Below are 25,024 nucleotides of genomic sequence, written 5' to 3'. Positions count from 1 at the left end.
GTCATTGTAAAGGAGAAATTCACATGAAAAAAGTAACGTTATATACCTCAGCTTTACTAGTATCAATGATCGCAGCAGGAGTAGCTACAACCGTATCAGCAGATGAAGTAGCGTCATATGGGGCATATGGTTCAATCAAATATATCCCATCTGCTAGTGTAACTGATCCGATTGATCCACTGAATCCAACACAGCCGATCGTTCCGGAAAACCCTGATCCAACGATCCCAGTTGTTCCTGGAACACCAGGTCCATTGTCGATTGACTTTGCTTCATCTTTTGATTTTGGTACACAAGAAATCACATCTGTAGATAAAGTTTACAATGCGGCAGCACAAAAATACAAAGATGCAGCTGGTAATGCTAAAACTGGTCCAAACTACGTTCAAGTAACAGATAACCGTGGTTCATTAGCTGGTTGGGGCTTAACAGTCAAAGTTAGTGATTTTGCTTCAACAGATGCTGATAATGCTGGTAAACCAGGTGAAAACTTAGATGGTGCAAAAGTTTATTTGACTAATGCAACGATTGTTTCAGCATCTAAAACACCTGCGGATAAAGTAAAAGCAATTACAATGTTAGATCCAAATGTTCAATCAGACGTGGTCATGGGTGCAACTGATGGCAATGGAGCTGGAACAAGTTTAGTCGATTTTGGTTCAGATACAACAAAAGATTCATCTGTAAAACTAGAAGTTCCAGGTGCTTCAACAAAATTAGCAAGTGACTATAAAGCAACAATGACTTGGTCATTAAGTGATACACCAGCTAACTAAGAAATTTTTAAAACATTTATCAAAACCAGAAATGTTCGAATTCAGAAAGTAAAAGAGGAACCCGAGAATCCCCCCACTTTTTTCGTTGACCTCGCTCACTTTTTGAACAAGGCATTGTTGGAAAAATTCAGCTTTAAAAAGAAGAGAATGTGTCAAAGGCTATCCGAAAGTTGGGAAAGCTTTTGACACAGCTTTTCTATTTATAGAAATTAAGGAGAGAGCAGCAATAGTGAAAAGGGCAAAATTTTATTTAATGATGTTCGTAATGGTCATGACGATGGTGGTGGGCGGCAATGTCGTCCAGGCAAATGAGTTTCAATTTTCAATGACACCAGTCTTACCGGAAAACCAAGCAGAAGAGGTCTCTTATTTTGATTTATTGATGACACCTGGGCAGAAACAGACGATCCACGTATTACTGGATAATTCAACCGATAAAGTTGTGACAGTTGAAGCAAATGTAGCAAGTGCAACGACGAATATCAATGGTGTGGTGGAATACAGTCCAAGTGAAAACAAACAAGATAAAACACTAAAGTTTGATCTAGCGGATTATGTGAAGATGCCGAATGAAGTAGCTTTGCAACCAAACTCTCAAACAGACGTAGCTATCGAGGTAACGATGCCATCTGAAAAATTTGATGGTGTAATTGCAGGTGGATTGACGTTCAAGCAAAAATCTTCTGAAACGGACACTTCTTCCAAAGAGGCGAAAGGTGTGTCTTTAAAGAACGAATTTAGTTATGTAGAAGCCCTATTGCTGCAACAAACAAAAACAAAAGTTGCGCCCTCACTAACTTTGAATGATGTTGCTCCTTCTCAAGTCAATGCGCGTAATGTCATCAATGCGAATCTGCAAAATTCAGAAATGGGTTATTTGAATCAAATGAAAGTGGACGCAACAGTAACCAACGTCGATGATCCAAGTATGACGTTCACTTCAGTCAGAGAAATGATGCAGATGGCACCAAATACGAATTTCGATTACCCGATCGCTATCAGTAATCAAGGGATGTTGGATAGTGGTAATCCATCCCAACCGATGAAAGCTGGAACGTATCATTTAGCCATGGATGTGTATGGTCAAAAAGATCCTAAGGGAGAATATATCCAAACAGAAAAAGATTCAGAGGGTAAAGATACGGATGTTCATTATGTGTACAAATGGCATTTTGAAAAAGATTTCACTATCTCTGCGGAAAAAGCAAAAGAATTAAATGCGAAAGATGTAACGATCGAAAAGAATAATACTTGGATCTACTTCTTGATTGAAGCTATCGTTTTAGCATTGCTTGCTTTCATCTTATTCTTTATTTTGTGGAAACGACGCAAAAAAAATGAAGAAGACGAAGAAGATAAAATCTCATTGCCGTAAAGCGATGCTGTCAATTAGAAAATGGTGATACAAAATGATGTTGGAATTCCTAGATAAAAAATCAATAGGCAGACTGAAATTACTCTTTTATTTAGATGCCAATGCTTCTGTTCCTCTGTTACAAGCAAGTGTGATGGAGGAGCTGAAAATGAATCGATACGAACTCGAGAGCTGTATAAAAGATGTCCAAGAGGATTTGAAGGAGTTTGATTTGACGGATCAGTTCGTCATAGAAACTGGGGTAAAACCGAAGACTGTGAAATATACGCGGAAAACATTTGCAAATATCTCTTGCTTGATCAGCTGTTATGCGAGTCAAAGTACTTTGACTCCCTTGATAAAGGCTGTGCTTATGGAACAAGTCGAAAATACCTTTGATTTAGAAGATGTATTATACGCTTCAAGAGCAACCGTTTATAAAATCATGTCAAAGGCAAATGAGCTGTTAAAACTTTTTGAAATCGAAATTTCTAGCGGTTGTCAGTTCATTGGAAAAGAAAGAGATATTCAATCGTTTTTGTATGGGTATTATTACACGCTGTACGGAGTAAATGCCTATCCTTTTACTGAAAGTATGAAAGAAGAATTAAGTGAAATCATCGATCAACTTCGCCGAATCACTCATTTCCTTGAACACGAGCTTTCAAATTCACAACAGGTAAAGCTGTTGTATCGCTTATTTGTTTTAAAGGTCCGTAACTACTTTGGGCATCAAGGCGAACCAATCATATCTACTGTGCAGGAGGAAGGGTTGGTACAAAAGATAATGGCGGTTTTAAGTCCATACTTTCAAAATTTGCAAGAAGCAGAGATTTACGAGCTTTTGTACTTCATCAGCAGCGAGAATTTATCGCCATATTGTCGACTGATCGAAACAGAAGTGATTACCTCTCTCAATGAAAAAGTGATCAGTAGCGTCGTTGCAGAATTTCACGATGTAGTTTCATGGGGTGAAACACGTGAGGTCATCGATGAGCTTTCACTGATCCATAACAAATTAGTGTTTCAGAAACGCACAAATTTCGAAAATTCAACGATCCAACAGTTTTCGTTTATTAAAGAAAATTACCAGTTGGCGGAAGCACTTGCTTATCGTATCGTGCAAGAATTATTGGATCTAGAATGGTGTACAGAAACAGTTCGGGCAAATTACCATGAGTTGGCAAAAGAATATATTTTTCTTTTTTTGGCAAGTTTACCGATTGAGCTTCTTTCACCAAAAGTAAGGATCGCCATTGATTTTTCTTTTGGCGAAAGTTACAGCCGCTACATTCAAGAACAAGTGGATGCTTTTGGTAAGTTGAATATTGAGTCTTTTGTAGGAGAATCAGGAGAAACCGCGGATATTTGTATTTCAGATATGTTGAAGTGGCAAAGTAAGCAACATCAAGTGATTTGGCTATCTCCTCCAACAGCATCCGATTGGGAAAAGTTAGGCGATTTGATCGTAAATGTAAAAATACAGAAATGTGGGAAGAATCATGAGAAAAATCACGAAAATATCTCTTCCTAAATTTAGTAAAAGCTATCTTTATGCCAGTATATTTTTTGCCCTTATTGTTCAGGGAGACCATACGATTACTGCTGCAGATGAAGAAATTCTCAATCCGCTAAATCCTTCAGAATCTGTCGCGCCTAAAAACCCGGAACGCATGCCGTTGCCAGCTGAAGAAACAACACCTTCTTCTAAAGAAGAGAAAGCAGAAAAGCAAGCATCACAGACTCAAGGGGAACCGCCAAAGAAACATGAGAGTAAGAAAAAAGTGGTGCAAAAAGAGGATTTCTTTCACCCTGGGGAGCATTTGGTGCTAAATAAAAGAAGTAAATCGAGCGCTGGAATGGGTGAAGATGCAAGAGTGGGAAAAACAGATACAGGGGTAATGCTAGCAGCATTGTCTGGAAAAATGCTCTTTGGTATGGGACGGTTAGACGGGGAAAGCTACGTCAGAAAAGAGCGAACAGACACTACTAGTCAGAATGAATCGATAAAAACAGGGATGATGTTTGATGAGACAAGTTTATTTTAAAACAAGTTGCGTTAAAGGAATGGCAGACTTATATTGGCTGACAAAAGATGCGTTACAAAGTAGGCAATTGACACAGGAAAATCTTGAATGGGTCAACGATTCGATTGATCAAGGTAACTACGATGGCTAACTGGAGGAAAAGGAGAGGCTGATCAAACAGTCAAAATAGATTGAAGCTATTGATCAGTGTCTTAGTATTACTTGCTGTGAGTCTAATGGCTGTGCCTTTTTCGAAGTATTTTCTGATAGCGACCCACTCGCAATTTGAGCGTACAACGATTCGAAATGAAGTGCCAGAAAATGTGCCACCATCTGAAGCTGTCAAAGCATTGAATGTTCAAGATGTCTTTGAGGCGGCGCGCCAAACCAGTGACGATGCGATTGGTCAGATCGTTATTCCTGACGTAGCGATTTCACAACCGATATTTCTTGGTTTAACAACAGAACATCTGATTGATGGAGTAGTTAGTTTGTTTCCTCAGCGTGAACCAGAGTTGGGATCAATGACGTTGATCGGTCATCACGCTGGAGCTTACGATCTGCTTTTTGCTCGAATCGAAGAACTGAAAAAAGGTGATTCGATTTATCTTCACTATCTAAATGATTATTATCAATACAAAGTGGAAAAGTCCTCGCTGATCAGAGAAACAGAAGTCGATAAATTTGCTGATAGAGGCGCAGAGATTCTTTTTCTAGTTACATGTAGCCAAGAAGAGCAAACACCTTACCGCATACTCGTGGAAGCGAAAAAGGTGCATGGAGAAACAACACCTGCCGCAACATTTGAACAAGAGGCAGTCGTCGTCAAAAAAGCGAAGGATAAACAATATCTTTTCAAGTTTATCCTACCGCTTCTGATTATTACTATTGCTACTATTTTCTTCTTGATTTTCGTCTGGCGTACTTAACGGGGAACGCTCAAAAAATATCAACGTTACTGCCCTTTCGTTTGATAGACGTTTGATTGACCGTCATTCTTGAAAACCAAGAGTTTAGATAGAGTAGGAGGTTGTGACAGAAGCGCACAGCTCCGGTAAATGAGCAGTAAAAGCCGAAAATAGCTTCTCGTATTTTTGGATTTTTGCTGCTTATTCGCTCATTCTAAATGGCCAAATTGCTTTTTCGTACGGAAGGTATCAATGAAATTCACGATCTCGAGCCATTGTAACGGAGTTGGTTTTACACCGATAAAATAGATTTCTGCCTTTGGATTGATTTCCTGTCCTTCTTTTAATGGAAAGTCACAAAAGATGATCTCAGGCCATTTATCATATTCCACCACTTCGATGGGTCTAGGATTTAGTTTTTCTAAGTAGCGGATGAGCTCTGTTTTATGGAGTTTTCCATATTTAGTCAGTATGGCTACTTTCACTGAATCTAGCTGTTCTTCAAGGACCCATGACAATAGTTGGAACAACGAGAAACGAAAAGACTGACTATTGAAGATCCGTTGCCATTTTTCTTCTTTTAGTGGGATTTGAGAAATAATCTTGTCTACGATTTTAAAATAATGGTCCTTTGTTGGATCGCCATAATAGAAATGCTCTAAATCAGAGTAAGGCGGCACGTAGCTGTCACTTCCATAACTGAGAAAATAGGTTACTCGATAGATCATGTTGAGGGAGAGAAAACGTTCCTGTTGCAAGGTCAATCGTCGCTCCGTTTGTTGAAATAGTTGTTCTAAAATCGATTGTTCAAGCTGTTTGTACTCCTCCGTATAAAAGTCACGACAAGGTGGTAATTCCTCCTTTTCATGATAAGTGTAAGTAGGCACGACAGTGAACACGTAGTAAAGATAATTGATTTCTGTTTCAGTTAATATTTTTTTGAAAAAGCGACTAGCGATTTCTTTTGATTGTATTTGTTGTTTGAAAACGTCATAAGTGATCAAAGGATTTCTAACTTCTGCGATCGTGGCAGGTAAGCTAGTGATCGGATGACCATGATTTATTCTGTGTTGTGTGATCTTCATAAATAAATAGAGCTTACGGATATCTTCACGAGAATGCATCGGCAAATATTCGTGGATCATTGCCGCGAGTGCTTGGAAACTCTCAGGATATTCAGGGATGATCGGTTCCCTCTCATCATGTAAATGCCAGAAAAGTTCAAAGAAAAAATGACGGATACGGTATTCTTCACCACTGATTTTTTTCTTGAATAACAAATACTCAAGGGAGTGTTCCCCAAGCAGCACTCGTACAGGTTTCAGCTTAGGTAACACACTTTGTTGGTGCATATGGACAGACTCAGAAAAAGAGGATAAGTTTTGAAATTCTTCTTTATAAATAGAAAGGACGAATTTAAATCCAACAGTTTCTTTAAATAGGAGAATGTAGACTTTAAGTAACAAAAATTCTTTTGAAAAACAGATAGATAAGCCATGCTTATCGTAGCTGAAGTCAAAAGTTGGATACTGTTCTTTTATTTCTTCCACTCTGTTTCCGATTGCTTTATAACGATACTCTGAAATATTTAGTGCTTCTTGGATACTTTTCTTTGGATAATAATCTTTTTTATTTATATAACAGTATTGGAAGAACTGGATAATTTCATTTTCTTTATAATTAAAAAAATATTCTCTCATGACTTCACCTCCACTGTGCTTGGATCAAATTAAAATGGCACGTTTCTTATTCAATATTATATAGATATCTCATGAGAAAACCTACTAAATAAATGAAATGATTAAAAAAATGTAGACAGCTGTCATACGTTTTTATGATTTGTTTTAATCGATAAATAATACTCATTATGTATAGGCCGTGAAAAATAGAAGTGCTGTCTTCAGCAAGATACCGCATACTTTGTGTCTTATAAGTGCGCAACCATCTCAAAAGAAAGAAGAGAAAATGGATGAATAAAAAGAAAACAATCATATCAAAAATTACTATCGGGTTCAGTATCCTTGCTCTATCGCCCTTTTTGAGTCCCAATTTTGGAGATCAAGTTGAAGCGGCTACGGCTATTTCTGGTACATTAGAGCCTGGGAAAAATTCAGATACTGGCAACCATACTTTGGATAGCACCTTTCAACAAAATCCCAATAACTGGAGTATATTAACAGGGGATAGCAAGTGGTGGAAATGGGATCCTTCGGGAAACAATTATCTCTGGTTAGCCAATTCAGTTAAAAATTCATGGGTCTATCAATCTACTATCGCAACACTTGATTTTTCTAAACCTTTAACGATCAAAACGCCCTATTGGTATGATAAAGCAGATGTTTGGAAAATGGGGGATGCTGCGGGATTCTTTTTAAGTCCGGCAAATAACGAGACGATCAAACAAAATGCACCGAATGCAACGGGACAGAAGTTAGGGATCGCTGGCTTAAAAGACAGTTTCTTTGTAGGGCGTGACATTTGGTACAATAGTGCATTTGATGGCCCAACTGGCACCAATAAAGGCCAGGATAAAATCGAAATTCGAAAGACAGATGCAACTGGTGCTATCGAACAATCAAGTACCGCTACTGTTCCATGGGTAGAAGCTTCAGCGCCGTTGCAGTTTCAAGGGTCTGGAACAACTCGTTGGAGCTCTGAAACACAAACATTGGCTTGGTCAGATATTGTAGATAATAAAAATGGTACTTACACTGGCAAACTATCACTTACTTCTACGCCAGACACTGGCTATAACAATAATGGCGCATACGGTCCAAAAACAATTTCAAGAACGATCACCATTAGAAAAAATATTTCTTTTGGTAGCTTGGCAATTACAGGGAACAACACTGGCGTGATCGAAAGTGGGAATGCTTCTAAAAATGCTTCATTTATGGCGACTCGTGGTACGGTAACTTTCCCAGTGAACTTTATCGATGCGACGACGAATGAACCCATCAAAAAAGTAGAAGCAGCTACGATCACTGCGAATGTGGGTGACAAGATCGGTGTAACAGACGGTGCAGCGAATGCCTCAGACAATTTCACTTATCGTGCACCAGCGCTTACCGGCTATACTTTTTTAAGTGGGGAATCAATCTCTGTGGCTAACTATGATGAATATGTCAAAGCAAATCCTAACGCGATCAATGTTTATTATACGCCTATTGACGAGAAAGTGGATTTCAGAACATATTACCTAAAAGATACGCCAGGAACTGGGGTCGTAACAGATCCAATCACAGGATTGCTGGGTGGTCATCCAGCCTCAACTCTCTCGTTCACAGCAGGATCGGCGCCAGCATTACCATTGGCTAGTCCACCGTCGTTTACTGGTAAATATGGGGCAACCTTCCCAACGGTACCTAAATTAAGCGTACCAACAGGATATAAATTAGATCACGTTGTGGCTCCTGACGGTCAAGGTGGGAAAACATATCCGGATATTGCTTCAGCGGTTACTGCCAATTCAAAATTTGACGATTTAGCCAACAATCCTTGGGCAAATTATTTTACGATTTACTTAGCGACCGATGCAGCTTCGGCTAGTTTTTCCTATAAATATGTAGAGGGTACGAGACCCAATGTTCCTGATCTGCCTGTGATTCCGACTGAAACAGGTGTAACCGGTGGAGTCATCAAAGATCCGAGTGATCATTTACCTGAACTTCCCGCTGGTGCCACAATCAAAGATGTGACAGCGCCTGATGGCAATACGTATGGCAGTCTGAGCGAGGCTTTAGCCGTTGATGCAAATAAGTATTACCACGCAGGCACTGTGGCTTTTACTCTGAATGTCACAGCGCCACCCGCTTTGCCAACACTTGATGAAGTACCAACCGTGGAATTTGGGACACAGGCATTGAAATCAGGTACTCACGCATATGACAGTGAGGCGCAAACAGGATTAAAAGTCACCGATGAATCCTATACAAACAAAGGCTGGCATGTGACAGCATCAATGACGCAACAATTTACGAGCGATCCAACAGCTGATTTGGGTACAGCACCGTTTGGCACCTTCTTAAAAGGCGCAAGTATCAGTTTTCATGCAGGCAATCTAAGCACAGCGACAGGAAATACTGCAAAAGAACCTCAAGCGCTTGACTTTACCTTACAAGAAGACGGTGCGGCTGTTTCTGTCATGGATGCCACTGCTGGTACGGGTCAAGGTGTCTGGGAATTAAGTTATAAAAATGTCCAGTTGAATGTCGATGGCGATCAGGTTGCGGTAGGGAAGCCTTACCAAGCGACGATCAATTGGTCATTAAGTGATTTACCAGCTAATTGATGAGGAATATTGCTAATGGAAGCAAAGTCATTTGAACACTTATTAGATTGAAAAATTGAGGTAGGACGTGAGTTTTTAGCCTCAATAAACAAGGCGACATCCATGAAAATTCTTTGTATTTTTGTGGGTGTCGCCTTATTTATGCAGAAAATATCTTTCTATGATAGGCTGTGTATTCTATGTTAGAGATATTGCGTAATTTGTAGGTTCACTTGCTGTACTTATTTTAGGGCAAACAAAGTTATTTCAATTAATACCGAAAGTTATTTTAAAGCTGTGAGGCTGTTCAAAGGATCCATGTTGGCATTACGAATCAATCAAGCTGGTTGAGAGAATAAAATCTTAAATTAAAAAATATTTCAAAAGGTTATTTATGATGTTCGCTTTAAAATTTATGACCAAAGTGTTATGTTTTCATATAGTTATCTTTAGTTTAAATAATGTAACTATATGGTTGTGAAGAAGCTGGGAATGAGGGGCAGATTCTTAGGTGTTTGGAGATGAACGCTTTTCTCATAACCTGATAAACGGTGTTCAAGAAGCAGCACTTCAATAATAAGCCAAAAAAATCAAAAATGAAAAAGCCATTTTCGATTTTTCTGTCTTATTACTCAGTGCTGAGCGCTTCTTTCACAACCTAATAAACGGTGTTCGAAAGCCAGCTCCTTCAATAGTAAGTCGAAACGTGAAAAAATATAGGAAGCTATTTTCCCACGTTCCGCCTTACTATTCGGAGCTGACCGGCTTTCTCACAACCTTGTGTAACCGAATACATTTTGTCCGCTGCAATGGACATTGTGTAGTGAAGCAGGATCAAAAAAATCGCTTATGATAAAGATACAGGGGGGATAGAGCTATGACTAGTCAAATGGATCGAGGGAATAAATTAACGCTTCTTTTATCAAAACAACGAGATTATGTTACTTCTGAAGTGTTGGCAGAGTTAATGAGTACCTCTACCAAGACCGTCTACCGCTTAGTTAAAAAAATCAATGATGAGTTTCCGAATGGCCCGCTGATTTTGTCAGAAAAGGGTCGAGGATACAAACTTGATTATGAAAAATATATTGCACAAACGAACCAAACAATTGTGTCTTCTGTGGAAGTCCTACCGTCAGAACGACAAAATAATGTAATGGAAGAATTATTATTATCCTCTCCTAAAGCACTGAAAGTCATTGATTTGTATCAAACGTATTATGTCGGTGACTCAGCCATTGCAAATGATGAAAAAATCATTGCCGAACGGATCGCAACGTATGATCTACAGTTGATCCGCAAAAATCGGACATTAGCCATCGAAGGGAAAGAAGAGAATATCCGCCGAGCAATCACTGAATTGATTCAGCGATTGAATATTTTCGATATTGATGAAATCGCTTTATCTGATGAATTCGACTTCAATCGTTATGATGCGAATTTTGTCATCGAACAGATCAAGCTGATTGAAAAGAAATTGAATGGAACGATTCCTTATCCATACAATATCAATATTTTCTCCCATCTATACATTGCTGTACGTCGAGCAAGGAAGACGAATTACCAAGCGGCTGGTGAAAAATTAACGATGGAACAATTGCAATTTTTAGATAAAGAATCTGTGATTCGTGATATTGCGATCGAAGTGATCCGCCAAGTAGAAGTGTACTTGAAAACTAAATTACCAGTCAGCGAGATCTATTATCTCTATCAATATCTACTTTCTTCTAGAACAGATAATAACCAATCGAAAACACAAACGTTCACGGAAGAAGTGATTGAGATTACTTCTTATTATTTGCATCAAGTCGGTGAAAAGCTAAATCTTAACGTGGCAAATGAGCTGATTTTTACAGATCTTGCTAATCATATCAAACCATTGATCAATCGCTTGCGTCATCAAATCAGGGTCAAAAATAGTTTGTTGGATCAAATCCAGTTAACGTATGAAACGATTTTCAATACTGTAGCAGAAGTATCAGAACAGGTGAGTCAAACCTTTCAATTACCAACGATCACTCCCGATGAGATCGGGTTCATTACATTGTATTTTGCCCGAATGATCGAGACGCATCAATTTCCGATTCAAACGCTGATCATGTGTACGACCGGTGTTGGGACTTCTGAATTATTGAAGGTGAAATTAGCCAAAAAATTCCCTGAATTAGAGATCGTCGATGTGATCAGCACGAAAAATTATCAGTCGGTGTTAGAAAAGACACCAGGGATCGAATTGATTTTAACGACAGTTGGCTTGAAAGAAGCATTTCCTGTCCAATCTTTGATCGTTAGTGCGATGCTAACTGCTGACGATCAGTCAAGAATCCAAAAGAAAATCGAGGACATTTATCATGACAGATAATTTTGTGGAAATATTCGATCAGATCGCACTTACTTCTAAAGTAGCGACGTATGAATGGATCAGTGAACAAGCTTTTCCTACGTCAAAGGAAGCGGCGCAAATGATTTACCAAGCATTACTTGAACGTGAAGCGGCAGGCGATATTCAAATTGAGGAAGGTGTGATTCTCCCTCATCTTGAACATTCAGCGTTAACCAAAACACAGATTTGGCTGATTCGTCCGGAAGAACCAATTACTGAATGGTCGGAACGAATCGCACAAGTAGAATTGATCATTGTTGTCTTACTAGCAGAAAATGAAACATTGGCAGTCAAACGACGACTTGCTGATTTTATGCGAAAACTTGCTGATCCGGATTATCTAGATGATTTGAAAGCAGGGAATTTTGCAGAGTGATAAAAATACGACTAAAAATTGGAGGAACAAAAAATGAAAATCGTTGGAGTAGCAGCGTGTACCGTGGGTATTGCGCATACGTATATTGCACAAGAAAAATTAGAGAATGCCGCAAAAAAAGCGGGACATGAGATCCATGTAGAAACGCAAGGAACGATTGGAATCGAGAATGAATTGTCGCAAGAAGCGATCGACCAAGCGGATCTCGTGATTCTCGCAGTGGATGTCAAAATCAGTGGACGTGAACGTTTTGAAGGAAAGAAAATCATCCAAGTCCCAACGGAGATCGCGGTCAAATCACCAAATAAATTAATCGAAAAAGCAATGGAAGTTGTCAGTAACTAACGAGGAGTGAGGAAAATGGAGATCAAAGAAATCATTGATCCAACAATTATCAAAACGAACTTAGATGGAAAAACGAAAGATGCGGTCTTGTATGAATTAGCTAATCGCTTATATGAACAAGAATATATTACGGATGTCGAAGCATTTGTGAAAGACATTTACTTACGAGAAGCACAAGGTCAAACAGGTATCGGCAATTATATCGCTATCCCTCATGGAAAAAGCGCATATGTGAAAAAAGTCGGTGTGGCGATCGGAGTGACGGAAACCGAGATCCCTTGGGAAACATTAGACGGCAAAGGTGTTAAAGGAATTATCTTATTTGCAGTCGGAGATGATACGGAAGGTGCGCAAAAACACTTGAAACTGTTGTCCTTGTTTGCACGTAAGCTGGGAAATGATGAAGTCGTTGAACGATTGATTGCTGCAAAAGAAATCGATGAAGTTGTCGCTGCATTTGGATAAAAAGTAAGGAGGAAGAAAAAATGAAAATCGTTGGAGTAGCAGCATGTACGGTGGGAATCGCGCATACGTACATTGCGCAAGAAAAGTTGGAAAATGCCGCAAAAAAAGCAGGTCATGAGATCCATGTGGAAACACAAGGAACGATCGGGATCGAAAATGAATTGACGGCAGAACAAATCAGTCAAGCAGATGTTGTGATTTTAGCAGTAGATGTCAAAATCAGTGGACGTGAACGTTTTGAAGGAAAACGTATCGTTCAAGTTCCGACTGAAGTTGCTGTGAAATCACCGAGCAAACTGATTGAAAAAGTGGAAGAAGTAGTCGTGCAACAATAATTACCAGAATGGGGGAGACAAAAAATGGAGGCAATTAAAAGGTTAAATTTAAAAGGACATTTATTGACAGCGATTTCATATCTGATTCCAATCGTATGTGGTGCTGGATTCTTGATTGCGATCGGTATGGCCTTTGGTGGAACAAGCCAAGGAACGCTTGTACAAGGCGAGTTTTCGATTTGGGATGCACTAGCAACGATGGGTGGCGCAGGACTAGGCTTATTGCCAGTTGTGATCGCTACGGGGATTTCTTATTCTATTGCAGCTAAACCAGGGATCGCACCAGGTTTTATCATTGGTTTAACAGCGAATGCAATTGGCGCTGGATTTATCGGTGGGATTTTAGGTGGTTATTTAGCCGGGTATCTTGTTTTAGGTATTTTAAAACATGTCAAAGTTCCAAAATGGGCAAAAGGATTGATGCCGACATTGATTATTCCGTTTATCGCATCAATCGTTGGTGGCTTGATCATGGTGTATATCATTGGCGCACCAATTGCAGCATTAACGCTATTATTAACGAATTTCTTAGATGGATTAGGCAATTCTTCTTTATTGATCTTTGGTGGTGTGATCGGTTTGTTAAGTGGAATCGACTACGGTGGACCAATCAACAAAACTGTATTTGCTTTTGTGTTGACGATGCAAGCGGAAGGGTTGAACGGTCCAATCACCGCATTGCAATTAGTCAATACAGCAACACCGATCGGCTTTGGCTTAGCTTATTTTATCGCAAAAATGTTCCGCAAGAATATCTATACTAAAGTGGAAGTAGAAACATTGAAATCAGCAGTGCCAATGGGTGTCATCAATATCGTTGAAGGTGTCATTCCTTTAGTGATGAATGATATCGTACGTGGCGTAGTAGCAACAGCAATCGGAGGCTTTGCTGGTGGAGCGACAACGATGATCTTAGGTGCAGATGCAACAGTTCCTTTCGGTGGTGTCTTGATGATCCCAACGATGTCTCGACCATGGGCAGGTGTGATCGCGATCTTAGTCAACGTGCTAGTAACAGCAGTTGTTTTAGCTGTGATCAAAAAGAACGTGCCAGAAGAAGAGATGGACTTAGTAGTTGAAAAAGAGGAAGAAGATATCAGTTTAGAAGATATCCAAATTTTTTAAAATAAGTGAGTAAACAAGAGGGGCAAAATCGATGAAATTTTTTCTAGATACAGCAGATGTAACAGCAATCAAAAAAATCAATGCATTAGGCTTAGTCGATGGGGTGACAACCAATCCGACGATCATTGCAAAAGAAGGACGCGTATTTGAAGAAGTCATCAAAGAAATCTGTTCGATCGTTGATGGGCCTGTTTCAGCAGAAGTGACTAGCTTGGAAGCAGATGGGATGGTCGCTGAAGCGAAAGAGATCGTACAATGGGCGGAAAATATCGTGATCAAGATCCCGATGACAGAAGAAGGATTGAAAGCGACGAATGAGTTATCAAAATTGGGGATCAAAACCAATGTCACATTGATTTTCTCTGTGGCGCAAGGATTGCTAGCGGCAAAAGCAGGGGCAACATTTATTTCACCATTTTTAGGTCGCTTAGATGATACAGGCACGAGCGGGATCGAACTTGTCGCAAAACTTCGGGAAGTACTTGATACTTACGGATTTTCTACAGAAATCATCGCAGCAAGTGTTCGCAATTCAGAACACGTGGAAAAAGCGAGTTTAGTCGGCGCACACATTGCCACTGTACCGCCATCATTGTACCAAACATTGTGGAGTCATCCATTGACAGATAAAGGGATTGCTCAATTCATGGCAGACTGGGAAAGCTTTCAAGGAGGGAACAAATAATGGGAAAAGTTGAATTTTCACCTTCATTGATGACGATGGACTTGGATAAGTTCAAAGAACAAATCGAATTTTTAAATGAGCATGTCGATTCTTATCATATCGACATCATGGACGGTCATTACGTACCAAATATCACGTTATCTCCATGGTTCATTGACGAGGTACGTAAAATCAGTAACTTGCCGATGTCTGCTCACTTAATGGTCAAAGATCAAAGCTTTTGGGTGAATCAATTAATCGAACAAAAGTGTGAATGGATCTGTATGCACGCTGAATTATTAGACGGTCTAGCCTTTCGCTTGATCGATCAAATCCATGATGCAGGGTTAAAAGCAGGCGTCGTTTTGAATCCAGAAACACCGATCGAATCCATCTTCCCATACATCGAATTGGTCGATAAAATCACGATCATGACGATTGATCCAGGCTTTGCTGGACAACGGTTTATTGAAAGCACACTTGATAAAATCGTTGCTTTACGCGAACTACGTGAAGAAAAAGGCTATCACTACGTCATTGAAATGGACGGCTCTTCCAATCGCAAATCATTCAAACGAATTGATGCAGCAGGACCAGACATCTACATCGTCGGCCGCAGTGGCCTCTTCGGCTTAGACGAAAAAATCGAGAAATCATGGGAGATTATGAAAACCGATTATGAAGAAATGACTGGGAAAACGATCGGGTAAAAAGAGGTTGCTCCTTGAACACCGTTTATCAGAGGTTGTGAGAGGAGCGGTCAGTTCCAAGTAATAAGACAGGAAAATCGAAAATGCTCGCTTCATTTTTGATTCTCTTGTCTTATTTTCAAATTGCGAAACAAACATTATTTTATATGAATGAACAAGGAGGAATTATTTTGTTTGATAAAGTAGATCAACTCGGCGTGAATACGATCCGTACATTGAGTATCGACGCAGTACAAAAAGCAAATTCAGGACATCCGGGGTTACCAATGGGTGCCGCGCCAATGGCTTATGCACTGTGGACGAAACATTTGAAAGTAAATCCTAAAACATCTAAAAATTGGGTCGATCGCGACCGCTTTGTCTTGTCTGCAGGACACGGTTCAGCGATGCTCTACAGCTTGTTACACTTAGCAGGGTACCAAGTGACGATCGATGACTTGAAACAATTCCGTCAATGGGAATCAAAAACACCAGGACACCCTGAAGTCAACCATACAGACGGTGTGGAAGCGACAACTGGCCCACTCGGTCAAGGAATCGCAATGGCAGTTGGTATGGCGATGGCAGAAGCACATTTGGCAGCGACGTACAACAAAGAAAATTTTGATGTCGTGGATCATTACACGTATGCGTTATGTGGCGATGGCGACTTGATGGAAGGCGTTTCTCAAGAAGCAAGTTCAATGGCTGGCCATATGAAACTTGGCAAATTGATCGTGTTATACGATTCAAATGATATCTCTTTAGACGGACCAACCTCAAAAGCGTTCACTGAAAATGTTGGCGCACGTTATGAAGCTTATGGCTGGCAACATCTTTTAGTCAAAGATGGGACAGACCTAGAAGCGATCTCAAAAGCGATCGAAGAAGCGAAAGCAGAAACAGACAAACCGACATTGATCGAAGTGAAAACAGTGATCGGCTTTGGCGCACCTAACCAAGGAACTTCTGCGGTCCACGGTGCGCCAATCGGTATAGAAGGGATTCAAAAAGCCAAAGAAATCTATGGCTGGGAATATCCAGACTTTGCCGTACCAGAAGAAGTAGCGGAACGTTTCCATCAAACAATGGTCGAAGAAGGCGAAAAAGCTGAAAATGCTTGGCATGACATGTTCGCTGCGTACAAAGAAGCTTATCCAGAATTAGCACAACAATTTGAAGATGCATTTGCTGGAAAATTACCTGAAAATTGGGATGCAGAACTGCCAACATACGAAGAAGGCGAAAGCCAAGCAAGTCGTGTGTCTAGTAAAGAAGTCATCCAAGAATTATCAAAAGCGATCCCAAGTTTCTGGGGTGGTTCAGCTGATTTATCCGGCTCAAACAATACGATGGTGACAGCGGACAAAGATTTCACACCTGAACACTATGAAGGCCGCAACATTTGGTTTGGTGTTCGTGAGTTCGCAATGGCATCTGCGATGAATGGAATTCAATTACATGGCGGTACACGCATCTATGGGGGGACATTCTTTGTCTTTGTGGATTACTTGCGACCAGCTGTCCGTTTAGCAGCGATCCAAAATACACCAGTCATTTATGTGTTGACCCATGACTCGGTAGCGGTCGGTGAAGACGGGCCAACGCATGAGCCAGTAGAACAATTGGCTTCTGTTCGAAGTATGCCAGGAGTTCATGTCCTACGTCCAGCAGACGGCAACGAAACACGTGCCGCATGGAAAGTAGCCATGGAGTCAACAGATACACCGACGATCTTAGTACTAAGTCGTCAAAACTTACCTGTTTTGCCATCAACAAAAGAAGTGGCAGATGACATGGTCAAAAAAGGCGCTTACGTCTTATCACCAGCAAAAGGAGACCAACCAGAAGGGATCTTGATCGCCACTGGCTCTGAAGTAGCTTTAGCTGTCGATGCACAAAAAGTATTAGCAGAACAAGGCAAAGACGTCTCTGTCGTTTCAATGCCAAGTTTTGATTTGTTTGAAAAACAATCAGCTGAATACAAAGAAAGTGTCTTCCCAAAAGCAGTGACAAAACGTGTTTCTATCGAAATGGCTGCTTCTTTTGGTTGGGAACGTTATACAGGGACACAAGGGGCAATCATTGCGATCGATCGCTTCGGTGCGAGCGCACCTGGCGAGACGATCATCAAAAACTATCAGTTTACAGTAGAGCATGTAGTTGAAGTCTTTGACCAATTGTAGGATGTATTCTTGTTCATTAATAAGACAAAATCTACGTAAATGATGAGAGATGTACGTTGTTTAGTTAAAATCTGCCGAACCGGAAATCATTCGATTCCAGTTCGGCAGATTTTTTATTGTTATTTTAGTTTTAAGTGTTTGATTCCTAAAAAATGTTGAAGGTTTAAGACTACGCCTCCAAGCAGTGTCGCTTTTTCATTCAATGAGCTGTTGCGGACAACTAATTGATTTGAAAAATGATTTCGTAGATTCCCTCTTAGTTGTTCGATCATATCAGGTATTTCACGATAGAGTGAGCTATTCAAAACGATGATCGACGGATCATAGTGGGCAATCAGATTGTTGATGCCTATCGTCAAGTAGTTGATATTTTCTTCAACGACTTCCCGTGCATCATGATCTTGGTTTTGGTAATATTCTCGAAGAATGATGGCATTGACATAATCCAGTTTTTTCCTTTGAGCAAATTGCTCGTAGCAAACTTTATTTGCGGCATACATTTCCAAACAGCCACGATTACCACAGCGACATGCCTTCCCATCCATGACGATGATTTGATGCCCGATTTCCCCAGCAAAGCCATGCGCACCAACTTCTAAATTCCCATTTTTGACGATACCAGCACCAATCCCACTGTGCATATTGATGCTTACAAGATTTTTGGAATCGGAGGTAAAAGTATACTCACCTAAAGCTGCAAGATTTGCTTCATTTTCTAAATAAACAGGATAGTTTCTAAGTTTTTCTGCGATTTTGCGAAAAGGTATATGATCAAAGTTATAGTGAGGACCAAAAATGGGTTCGCCATGATAGACGGGGCCATGAACGGCAATCGCCACGCCAATAATCCCATACTCGGTCGTAGGCATCTGTTGTTCAAATAGAGTAAAGATTTCTGAAAGATAACGATCAATGGCTTCTTCATCTAGTGTGATTGGTTTTTTCTTGATATGTTGGACTTCCTCGCCATCTAAATAAGTCAATAGACCATTGATGTAGTTATAGCCGATATCGATGGCAATCGAAAGACCCGCTTTTCCGTTATATTGAAGAATGATTGGTTTCCGTCCGCCGACATTGCTTGATTCGCCAATACCGGTTTCGATCACGAGATGATCATCGATCAATTTTTTGACAATGGCAGAGACGGTTGCTTTTGTTAGCCCGGTCTTGGCTGAAAGCTCAGCACGAGAAAGTGCAGGATGATTCATAATGAGTTCTAAACATAAAGATTCATTCGGGCTACGTCGGGTATAAATTGGATTTTCCAAAGTAAATCACTTCCTGTTCATTATGTAATGAGGATACGTCCTAAAGTATACTGGTAATCTCATTATTTTTCTAGTTATTTATCTGCAGCTAATTCGTTTTGTAAAGCCAGTGAATTAACTGGATTAGAATAATAATCCTTTGATAATAATAAAAAAATAGCTTGACTATAAAAATGAAAGCGTATACTATATACTCGTTAAGTTAGTTTGTTCGATGAACTAACTAATAGAGAAAGACAAATTAGGAGGAATTTATAATGAGCTATTTTCCACAAGTAGAAAAAATCCAGTACGAAGGAACAACGACAACCAATCCCTTTGCTTTTCGTCATTTCAATCCGGAAGAAGTCGTTGCTGGCAAAACGATGAAGGAGCATTTACGCTTTGCGGTCGCTTATTGGCATACTATGACACAAGATGGCAGTGATCCATTTGGCTCACCAGTCAATCAAAGAACATGGATGGGCGCGACTGAAATGGAAACAGCCAAAAATCGAGTAGCTGCCTTCTTTGAGATTTTAGAAAAACTAGGCGTTGACTATTTTTGCTTCCATGATGTCGATATCGCACCTGAAGGAAACAGTTTAGAAGAATTCTATGCCAATTTAGATGAAATCACAGACTTGATCAAGGAACACATGGAGCGTACAGGAATCAAACTGCTTTGGAACACAGCGAATATGTTCAGCCATCCACGGTATGTGAACGGTGCCGCTTCAACAAACTATGCAGATGTCTTTGCTTATGCCGCAGCACAAGTCAAAAAAGGCTTAGATATCTCCAAAAAACTCAACGGCCAAAATTATGTATTCTGGGGCGGTCGTGAAGGATATGAAACGTTATTGAATACGGATATGGCGTTTGAGCAAGATAATATTGCACGTTTGTTCAAAATGGCGATCGCCTACAGTGAAAAAATTGGGCATACGCCACAGTTCTTGATTGAACCAAAACCAATGGAACCAAGTAAACATCAATATGATTTTGATGCAGCGACTGCGTTACAATTCATTCAAAAATACGGTCTACAAGAGAAATTCAAACTTAACTTGGAAGCCAATCATGCCACTTTAGCTGGGCATACGTTTGAACATGAAATCGAAGTGGCACGAATCAACAATGCGTTAGGTTCACTTGATGCGAATCAAGGGGATGTGTTACTTGGTTGGGATACCGATGAGTTTCCAACGAACGTCTATGATGTCACTTTGGCTATGTATGGTGTCTTAGAAAATGGCGGGATCGCACCTGGTGGAATCAATTTTGATTCAAAAGTCCGTCGTTCAAGTTTCGCGATGGAAGATCTGTTCTTAGCACATATTGCTGGAATGGATACATTTGCGAGAGGGTTGAAAGCAGCCGCGAAATTAAAAGAAGATCGTTTCTTCGATACCTTAAAAGAAAAACGTTATGCGACTTTCCAAGAAGGCATTGGGGAATCCATCGTCAATGACAAAGAAGATCTGGAAAGTTTGACGGACTATGCGTTGAACTTGAAAGACATCGAGTTGGAATCCAGTCATATTGAATATGTCAAATCTTGTTTGAATGATTATTTGGTTTAATCCATCTGATGAAGAATCTCTTTCGGTTAGCTAAAGATAGCTGTCATTGCCCCCTTTTCGATCGTTGAGAGAGATTCTCCTAAAAAAATAAAATGAGGTGCACGATGAAAATTAAAAATCCAGTATTAACAGGTTTTCATGCTGATCCATCGATCATACGAGTAGATGATACTTATTACATTGCTAACTCAACGTTTGAATGGTTTCCAGGTGTTCAGATCTATGAATCAAAAGACTTGATGAACTGGCGCTTAGTGGCCCGCCCATTAGCGACTGTTGAGCTGTTGGATATGAAAGGGAATGAAGATTCAGGAGGGATCTGGGCACCAGATTTATCTTATGCGGATGGAAAATTTTGGTTAGTTTACACCGATGTCAAAGTGGTCAATGGGGCGTTCAAAGATTGTACAAATTATTTGACGACCGCAGAAGAAATCACTGGTCCATGGAGCAAACCCATTCGACTGAACGGTGTCGGCTTCGATGCTTCACTTTTCCATGATGACAATGGCCGAAAATACTTGGTTCAAATGGAATGGGATCACCGCGAATACCATCATCCGTTCAATGGGATCAAATGTACTGAATATTCAGTGGAAGAACAACGCTTGCTTCCTGAAACAGGCAAGATCATTTGGAAAGGAACCGACGTCAAATTAGTGGAAGGACCGCATCTGTATAAGTTGTTCGGTTATTATTATTTGTTTTGTGCAGAAGGTGGCACTGTCTATACGCACCAAGAAGTGGTCGCACGTGCAAAAACGTTAGAAGGACCGTTTGAGAGTCAAGCAGAGACCTTTTTAACTGCCTATGATTCTCCAGAAAATCCACTGCAAAAATGTGGTCATGGCGCGTTAGTCAGTACACCAGAAGGCGAATGGTATTTTGCCCATTTGACCGGCAGACCTTGGCATCACAAAAATGAATCGATCCACGACCCTCGTGGCTGGTGTACGTTAGGCAGAGAAACAGCGATCCAAAAAGTAACATGGTCGGAAGACTTATGGCCAGAAATCGTGGGCGGAAAGCAAGGGAGCTTAGAAGTAGACGCACCAAAAGGAGTGACCCCTCATCCTTATGAAAAAGTGGTACAAAGAACCGACTTCGAACAAAGTGAGCTGCCATCACAATTCCAAACAGTACGTGTTCCTTTTACGAAGGAGATCGGAATTTTGAAAGATGGCAAGTTGACATTACGAGGTGCTGGAAGTTTAGCCAATACACATGGGCATTCACTTGTTGCTAGGCGTTGGCAAGCTTTTGAGTTTGAAGCAGAAACTGCCTTGAGTTATTCACCGACGACGTTCCAACAAATGGCAGGGTTGACGAATTATTATAATTCGCAGCATTGGTCGATGATCCAAGTGACTTGGCAGGAAGAAAAAGGTCGGGTCATTGAAATCACTGAGAATAATCAAGGTGTATTCAAAAGTTATTTACAAGAACAGGCGATTCCGGTTCCAGAAGATGTGACGATGGTTTATTTCAAGACAATTGTCAGAAAGGAGACATACACCTATGCTTATTCATTTGACGGAAAAGCATGGACAGAATTAGCGATCCAGTTAGATGCAAAAGTATTATCCGATGAGTATGTTAACCAGACGCATGGCGGTTTCTTTACGGGCGCATTTGTCGGCATGGTCAATGTCGATTACTCAGGGTATGATTTGCCAGCTGTGTTTGATTATTTTGATTATCGGGAAAAACAAAGTGAATAAAACAGCGTTGTCGTTTCAGGAGTAAGAGGAGGGTTCCATGGAAAAAGAACGGTTATTTTCAATGTCTGATATTGAAAAAAGTTTTGGTCCTGTACATGTCTTGAAAAAAGCACAGCTTGAGATAAATAAAGGTGAGATCCATGCTTTCATGGGGGAGAACGGAGCAGGTAAATCGACGTTGATGAATATTCTTGCCGGCTTGATCGATAAGGACGAAGGGAAAATCATATTTGAAGGAAAAGAGATCTCTAAGATGACACCTGATCTTGCACAAGAATTAGGGATTGCGTTCGTTCATCAAGAATTGAATCTAGCAGAAGATTTGTCTGTTGCGGAAAATATCTTTATTGGACGTTTGCCTTATAAAAACAAGACATTAGGAATTGTTGACTTTAAAAAATTATATGAAGACACGCAGCAATGGCTGAATCTAGTAGGGTCTACGATTCTGCCTACGACATTGGTTGCTTCGCTTTCTACTGCCAATAAGCAATTGATTGAAATTGCCAGAGCGCTTAGTTTGAACGCTAAAGTGATCATCTTTGATGAACCGACAACTTCTTTGTCTGAAAAAGATGTCGAAGTTTTATTTATTATTATTCGCAGATTGAAAGAAAAAGGCGTTTCGAGTATTTACATCTCCCATCGCATGAAAGAGATCTTTGAATTAGGTGAACGCATCACGATCATGCGTGATGGGGAATATATTTTGACAGATGAAGTGAAAAACTTGTCTGAAGAAGAGATCATCGCGCGATTAGTTGGGCGAGAAATCAAGGATCTGTATCCGAAACAACCGACCCAATTAGGTGAAACCTACTTACAAGTTACCAACCTTTCTGATTCTTTTGGGCGGGTTAAAAATGTCAGCTTCCAAGCAAGACGTGGGGAAGTGTTAGGTTTTGCGGGGTTAGTCGGCAGTGGCAGAACAGAAACGATGCGGATGATTTTCGGTGCAGATCGCGCAAAATCAGGTGAAATCAAATTGGCGAACCAGCCGGTAGTAATCAAATCACCTGTCGATGCGATTCGTCAAGGCATTGGGCTATTGACGGAAGATCGGAAACATCAAGGCTTGTTCCTAGGACTCTCGATCCAAGACAATATCACGATAACGAATCTAGGTGGGTTTATATTAAAACATGGGTCACTCAGTCAAACGGCACATCAGTTTGTTCAAGACGTGAAAATCAAAATCAGCGACATTGCACGTCCAGTTGCTAGTCTATCGGGTGGAAATCAGCAGAAAGTAGTTTTAGCAAAGTGGTTGAACACGACAAATGAAGTATATATTTTTGATGAGCCAACCAAAGGAATCGATGTCGGGGCAAAATCAGAAATTTATACGATCATCAACGACTTGGCACGTCAAGGGAAAACGATTTTGATCGTCTCTTCGGAAATTTCTGAATTATTAGGCATATGTGACCGAATCCAAGTCTTTCGTGAAGGTAGGATCACAGGAGAAGTCGTCGTCGCTGAGTATCAGGATAGAAAAGATGAGGCCCAAGAATTGATCATGACATACGCCACACTTAATGAATAGGAACGATTCTTCCGTTAGATGGTATGTAAACAAAGGAGAGAGCTATGGAAAAACGAAACAAGTTAACGATCAAGTCACTTTTTATGAACTACTCTGTCTATTTAGTCTTAATTGCCTTGATTCTCTATTTTTCAATTGCGAATGCTGATTTTTTGAGCACCTTCAACATTGAAAATTTCTTCCAACAAATCCCACCGGTAGGGATTTTGACTGTTGCTTATGCGATGATCTTGATTTGCGGTTATGTTGATCTATCCATCGGGTATGTCGGGATGGCAGCAGGCATGATCGGTTTATATGCGGCAAATCAAGGAATGCCTGCGCCACTCGTTGTGCTTCTCGCCTTGCTGACTGGCGCGTTGTTAGGAGCCATGAATGCTTTATTGATCAAAAAATTTGATTTGCCTTCATTTATTCTGACATTAGGAACAAGCTATGTCATCAAAGGGATGTTGGGATTTTTCACAGATGAACAATTTATCGGCTCAGAAAATGCTTGGTTCAATCAATTGGCTAAAACACCGATCGGTACAAATATGTTCAAAAGTAATGCGTTGATTTTTCTAATCGTCATTGTCGTATTTGCTTTTGTGATGAAAAATACGCGTTTAGGAAGGTATACCTATGTTGTAGGCTCAAATCAAGAGGCGGCTAGGCTATCTGGGATAGATACTGACAAGCATATTATCAAAATGTTTATGATTGAAGGAATGTTAGCGGCAATCGCTGGTCTGTTGATCGTTTCAAACTTAAATGGTGGCGCTTCCAAAGACGCGAATGGGTTAGACTTGTTCGCGATGGCAGCAGCTATCATGGGCGGTACATCATTTAGCGGTGGGATCGGTACGATCGGCGGTGCAGTTGCAGGTATCTTAACCTTGCAAGTATTTAAAAATGGCTTGACCTTGATGGGTGTAAATTCATTCTTGCAAGATACCGTCACCGGACTAGTCATTATTTTAGCAATCATTATTGATTATTTGAAACGTCGAGCAAGTCGTCAGTCTTAATTACAATC

The 25,024-nt window shown here is 40.3% G+C and carries 22 protein-coding genes; 20 read left to right on the top strand and 2 right to left on the bottom strand.

Annotated features, from left to right (window positions below; translation table 11 throughout):
- The first annotated feature begins 23 nt into the window (after nt 1-23).
- From IGL24_RS14885 to IGL24_RS14860, 6 genes are all read left to right on the top strand, one after another.
- Nucleotides 24-776, top strand: a complete 753-nt coding sequence (locus IGL24_RS14885) for a WxL domain-containing protein (protein ID WP_207699677.1) — start codon at nt 24-26, stop codon at nt 774-776.
- Between the two features lie 229 nt (nt 777-1,005).
- Complete coding sequence (locus tag IGL24_RS14880) at nt 1,006-2,151, top strand: WxL protein peptidoglycan domain-containing protein (RefSeq protein ID WP_207699678.1); 1,146 nt, start codon at nt 1,006-1,008, stop codon at nt 2,149-2,151.
- 37 nt (nt 2,152-2,188) lie between these two features.
- On the top strand, nt 2,189-3,664 hold the full coding sequence (locus tag IGL24_RS14875; RefSeq protein WP_429968506.1) for a helix-turn-helix domain-containing protein: 1,476 nt from the start codon (nt 2,189-2,191) through the stop codon (nt 3,662-3,664).
- Entirely contained in the window at nt 3,633-4,178 is a 546-nt protein-coding gene (locus IGL24_RS14870) for a hypothetical protein (RefSeq protein WP_207699679.1), read from the top strand. Before IGL24_RS14875 ends, IGL24_RS14870 begins: the two co-directional genes overlap by 32 nt.
- Entirely contained in the window at nt 4,159-4,308 is a 150-nt protein-coding gene (locus IGL24_RS14865; RefSeq protein WP_206859226.1) for a hypothetical protein, read from the top strand. Before IGL24_RS14870 ends, IGL24_RS14865 begins: the two co-directional genes overlap by 20 nt.
- A gap of 40 nt (nt 4,309-4,348) precedes the next feature.
- Nucleotides 4,349-5,086 (top strand): class A sortase, encoded by a 738-nt coding sequence (locus IGL24_RS14860; protein WP_242699725.1) that lies wholly within the window; start codon nt 4,349-4,351, stop codon nt 5,084-5,086.
- Between the two features lie 188 nt (nt 5,087-5,274).
- Here the strand turns inward: IGL24_RS14860 and IGL24_RS14855 are convergent, their stop codons facing one another.
- A complete protein-coding gene (locus IGL24_RS14855) occupies nt 5,275-6,765 on the bottom strand; it encodes a helix-turn-helix domain-containing protein (protein ID WP_207699680.1) in 1,491 nt (496 codons plus the stop codon).
- A 269-nt stretch (nt 6,766-7,034) separates the two neighbouring features.
- On the opposite strand from IGL24_RS14855, the gene IGL24_RS14850 reads away from it, so the two are divergent.
- The 10 genes from IGL24_RS14850 (at nt 7,035) to tkt (ending at nt 17,903) form a co-directional block, all read left to right on the top strand.
- A complete protein-coding gene (locus IGL24_RS14850; protein WP_207699681.1) occupies nt 7,035-9,356 on the top strand; it encodes a WxL domain-containing protein in 2,322 nt (773 codons plus the stop codon).
- A gap of 856 nt (nt 9,357-10,212) precedes the next feature.
- On the top strand, nt 10,213-11,697 hold the full coding sequence (locus IGL24_RS14845) for a BglG family transcription antiterminator (protein WP_207699682.1): 1,485 nt from the start codon (nt 10,213-10,215) through the stop codon (nt 11,695-11,697).
- A complete protein-coding gene (locus IGL24_RS14840) occupies nt 11,687-12,094 on the top strand; it encodes a PTS sugar transporter subunit IIA (protein WP_207699683.1) in 408 nt (135 codons plus the stop codon). Before IGL24_RS14845 ends, IGL24_RS14840 begins: the two co-directional genes overlap by 11 nt.
- A 33-nt stretch (nt 12,095-12,127) precedes the next feature.
- Nucleotides 12,128-12,439 (top strand): PTS fructose transporter subunit IIB, encoded by a 312-nt coding sequence (locus IGL24_RS14835; RefSeq protein WP_206859215.1) that lies wholly within the window; start codon nt 12,128-12,130, stop codon nt 12,437-12,439.
- 15 nt (nt 12,440-12,454) lie between these two features.
- Nucleotides 12,455-12,904, top strand: coding sequence for a PTS sugar transporter subunit IIA (locus IGL24_RS14830; protein WP_207699684.1), 450 nt, complete (start codon nt 12,455-12,457; stop codon nt 12,902-12,904).
- A gap of 20 nt (nt 12,905-12,924) precedes the next feature.
- Nucleotides 12,925-13,239 (top strand): PTS fructose transporter subunit IIB, encoded by a 315-nt coding sequence (locus tag IGL24_RS14825; protein ID WP_010734014.1) that lies wholly within the window; start codon nt 12,925-12,927, stop codon nt 13,237-13,239.
- A 24-nt stretch (nt 13,240-13,263) separates the two neighbouring features.
- Entirely contained in the window at nt 13,264-14,364 is a 1,101-nt protein-coding gene (locus IGL24_RS14820; protein WP_206859212.1) for a PTS fructose transporter subunit IIC, read from the top strand.
- 31 nt (nt 14,365-14,395) lie between these two features.
- On the top strand, nt 14,396-15,049 hold the full coding sequence (gene fsa / locus IGL24_RS14815; RefSeq protein ID WP_074800904.1) for a fructose-6-phosphate aldolase: 654 nt from the start codon (nt 14,396-14,398) through the stop codon (nt 15,047-15,049).
- On the top strand, nt 15,049-15,738 hold the full coding sequence (alsE, locus tag IGL24_RS14810) for a D-allulose 6-phosphate 3-epimerase (RefSeq protein ID WP_207699685.1): 690 nt from the start codon (nt 15,049-15,051) through the stop codon (nt 15,736-15,738). The genes fsa and alsE overlap by 1 nt, the downstream gene beginning before the upstream one ends.
- Nucleotides 15,739-15,908: 170 nt before the next feature.
- On the top strand, nt 15,909-17,903 hold the full coding sequence (gene tkt, locus IGL24_RS14805; RefSeq protein ID WP_207699686.1) for a transketolase: 1,995 nt from the start codon (nt 15,909-15,911) through the stop codon (nt 17,901-17,903).
- A 119-nt stretch (nt 17,904-18,022) separates the two neighbouring features.
- Here the strand turns inward: tkt and IGL24_RS14800 are convergent, their stop codons facing one another.
- Entirely contained in the window at nt 18,023-19,174 is a 1,152-nt protein-coding gene (locus tag IGL24_RS14800) for an ROK family transcriptional regulator (RefSeq protein WP_207699687.1), read from the bottom strand.
- A 257-nt stretch (nt 19,175-19,431) separates the two neighbouring features.
- Between IGL24_RS14800 and xylA the strand changes: the two genes are divergently transcribed.
- The 4 genes from xylA to IGL24_RS14780 all read left to right on the top strand — a co-directional run bounded on the left by xylA (nt 19,432) and on the right by IGL24_RS14780 (nt 25,016).
- Nucleotides 19,432-20,739 (top strand): xylose isomerase, encoded by a 1,308-nt coding sequence (gene xylA, locus IGL24_RS14795; protein ID WP_207115461.1) that lies wholly within the window; start codon nt 19,432-19,434, stop codon nt 20,737-20,739.
- Nucleotides 20,740-20,843: 104 nt separating this feature from the next.
- On the top strand, nt 20,844-22,460 hold the full coding sequence (locus IGL24_RS14790; RefSeq protein WP_207115460.1) for a glycoside hydrolase family 43 protein: 1,617 nt from the start codon (nt 20,844-20,846) through the stop codon (nt 22,458-22,460).
- A gap of 37 nt (nt 22,461-22,497) precedes the next feature.
- Complete coding sequence (locus IGL24_RS14785; protein ID WP_207115459.1) at nt 22,498-24,006, top strand: sugar ABC transporter ATP-binding protein; 1,509 nt, start codon at nt 22,498-22,500, stop codon at nt 24,004-24,006.
- A gap of 44 nt (nt 24,007-24,050) precedes the next feature.
- Nucleotides 24,051-25,016, top strand: a complete 966-nt coding sequence (locus IGL24_RS14780) for an ABC transporter permease (protein WP_206853054.1) — start codon at nt 24,051-24,053, stop codon at nt 25,014-25,016.
- Nucleotides 25,017-25,024: the final 8 nt, after the last annotated feature.

Origin of the sequence: Enterococcus sp. DIV2371 (assembly GCF_050498525.1) — a bacterium.
Lineage (GTDB): Bacteria > Bacillota > Bacilli > Lactobacillales > Enterococcaceae > Enterococcus_B > Enterococcus_B mangumiae.
The sequence above is the reverse complement of the archived record's forward strand: the minus strand, read 5'-3'. Positions and strand labels throughout refer to the sequence as shown.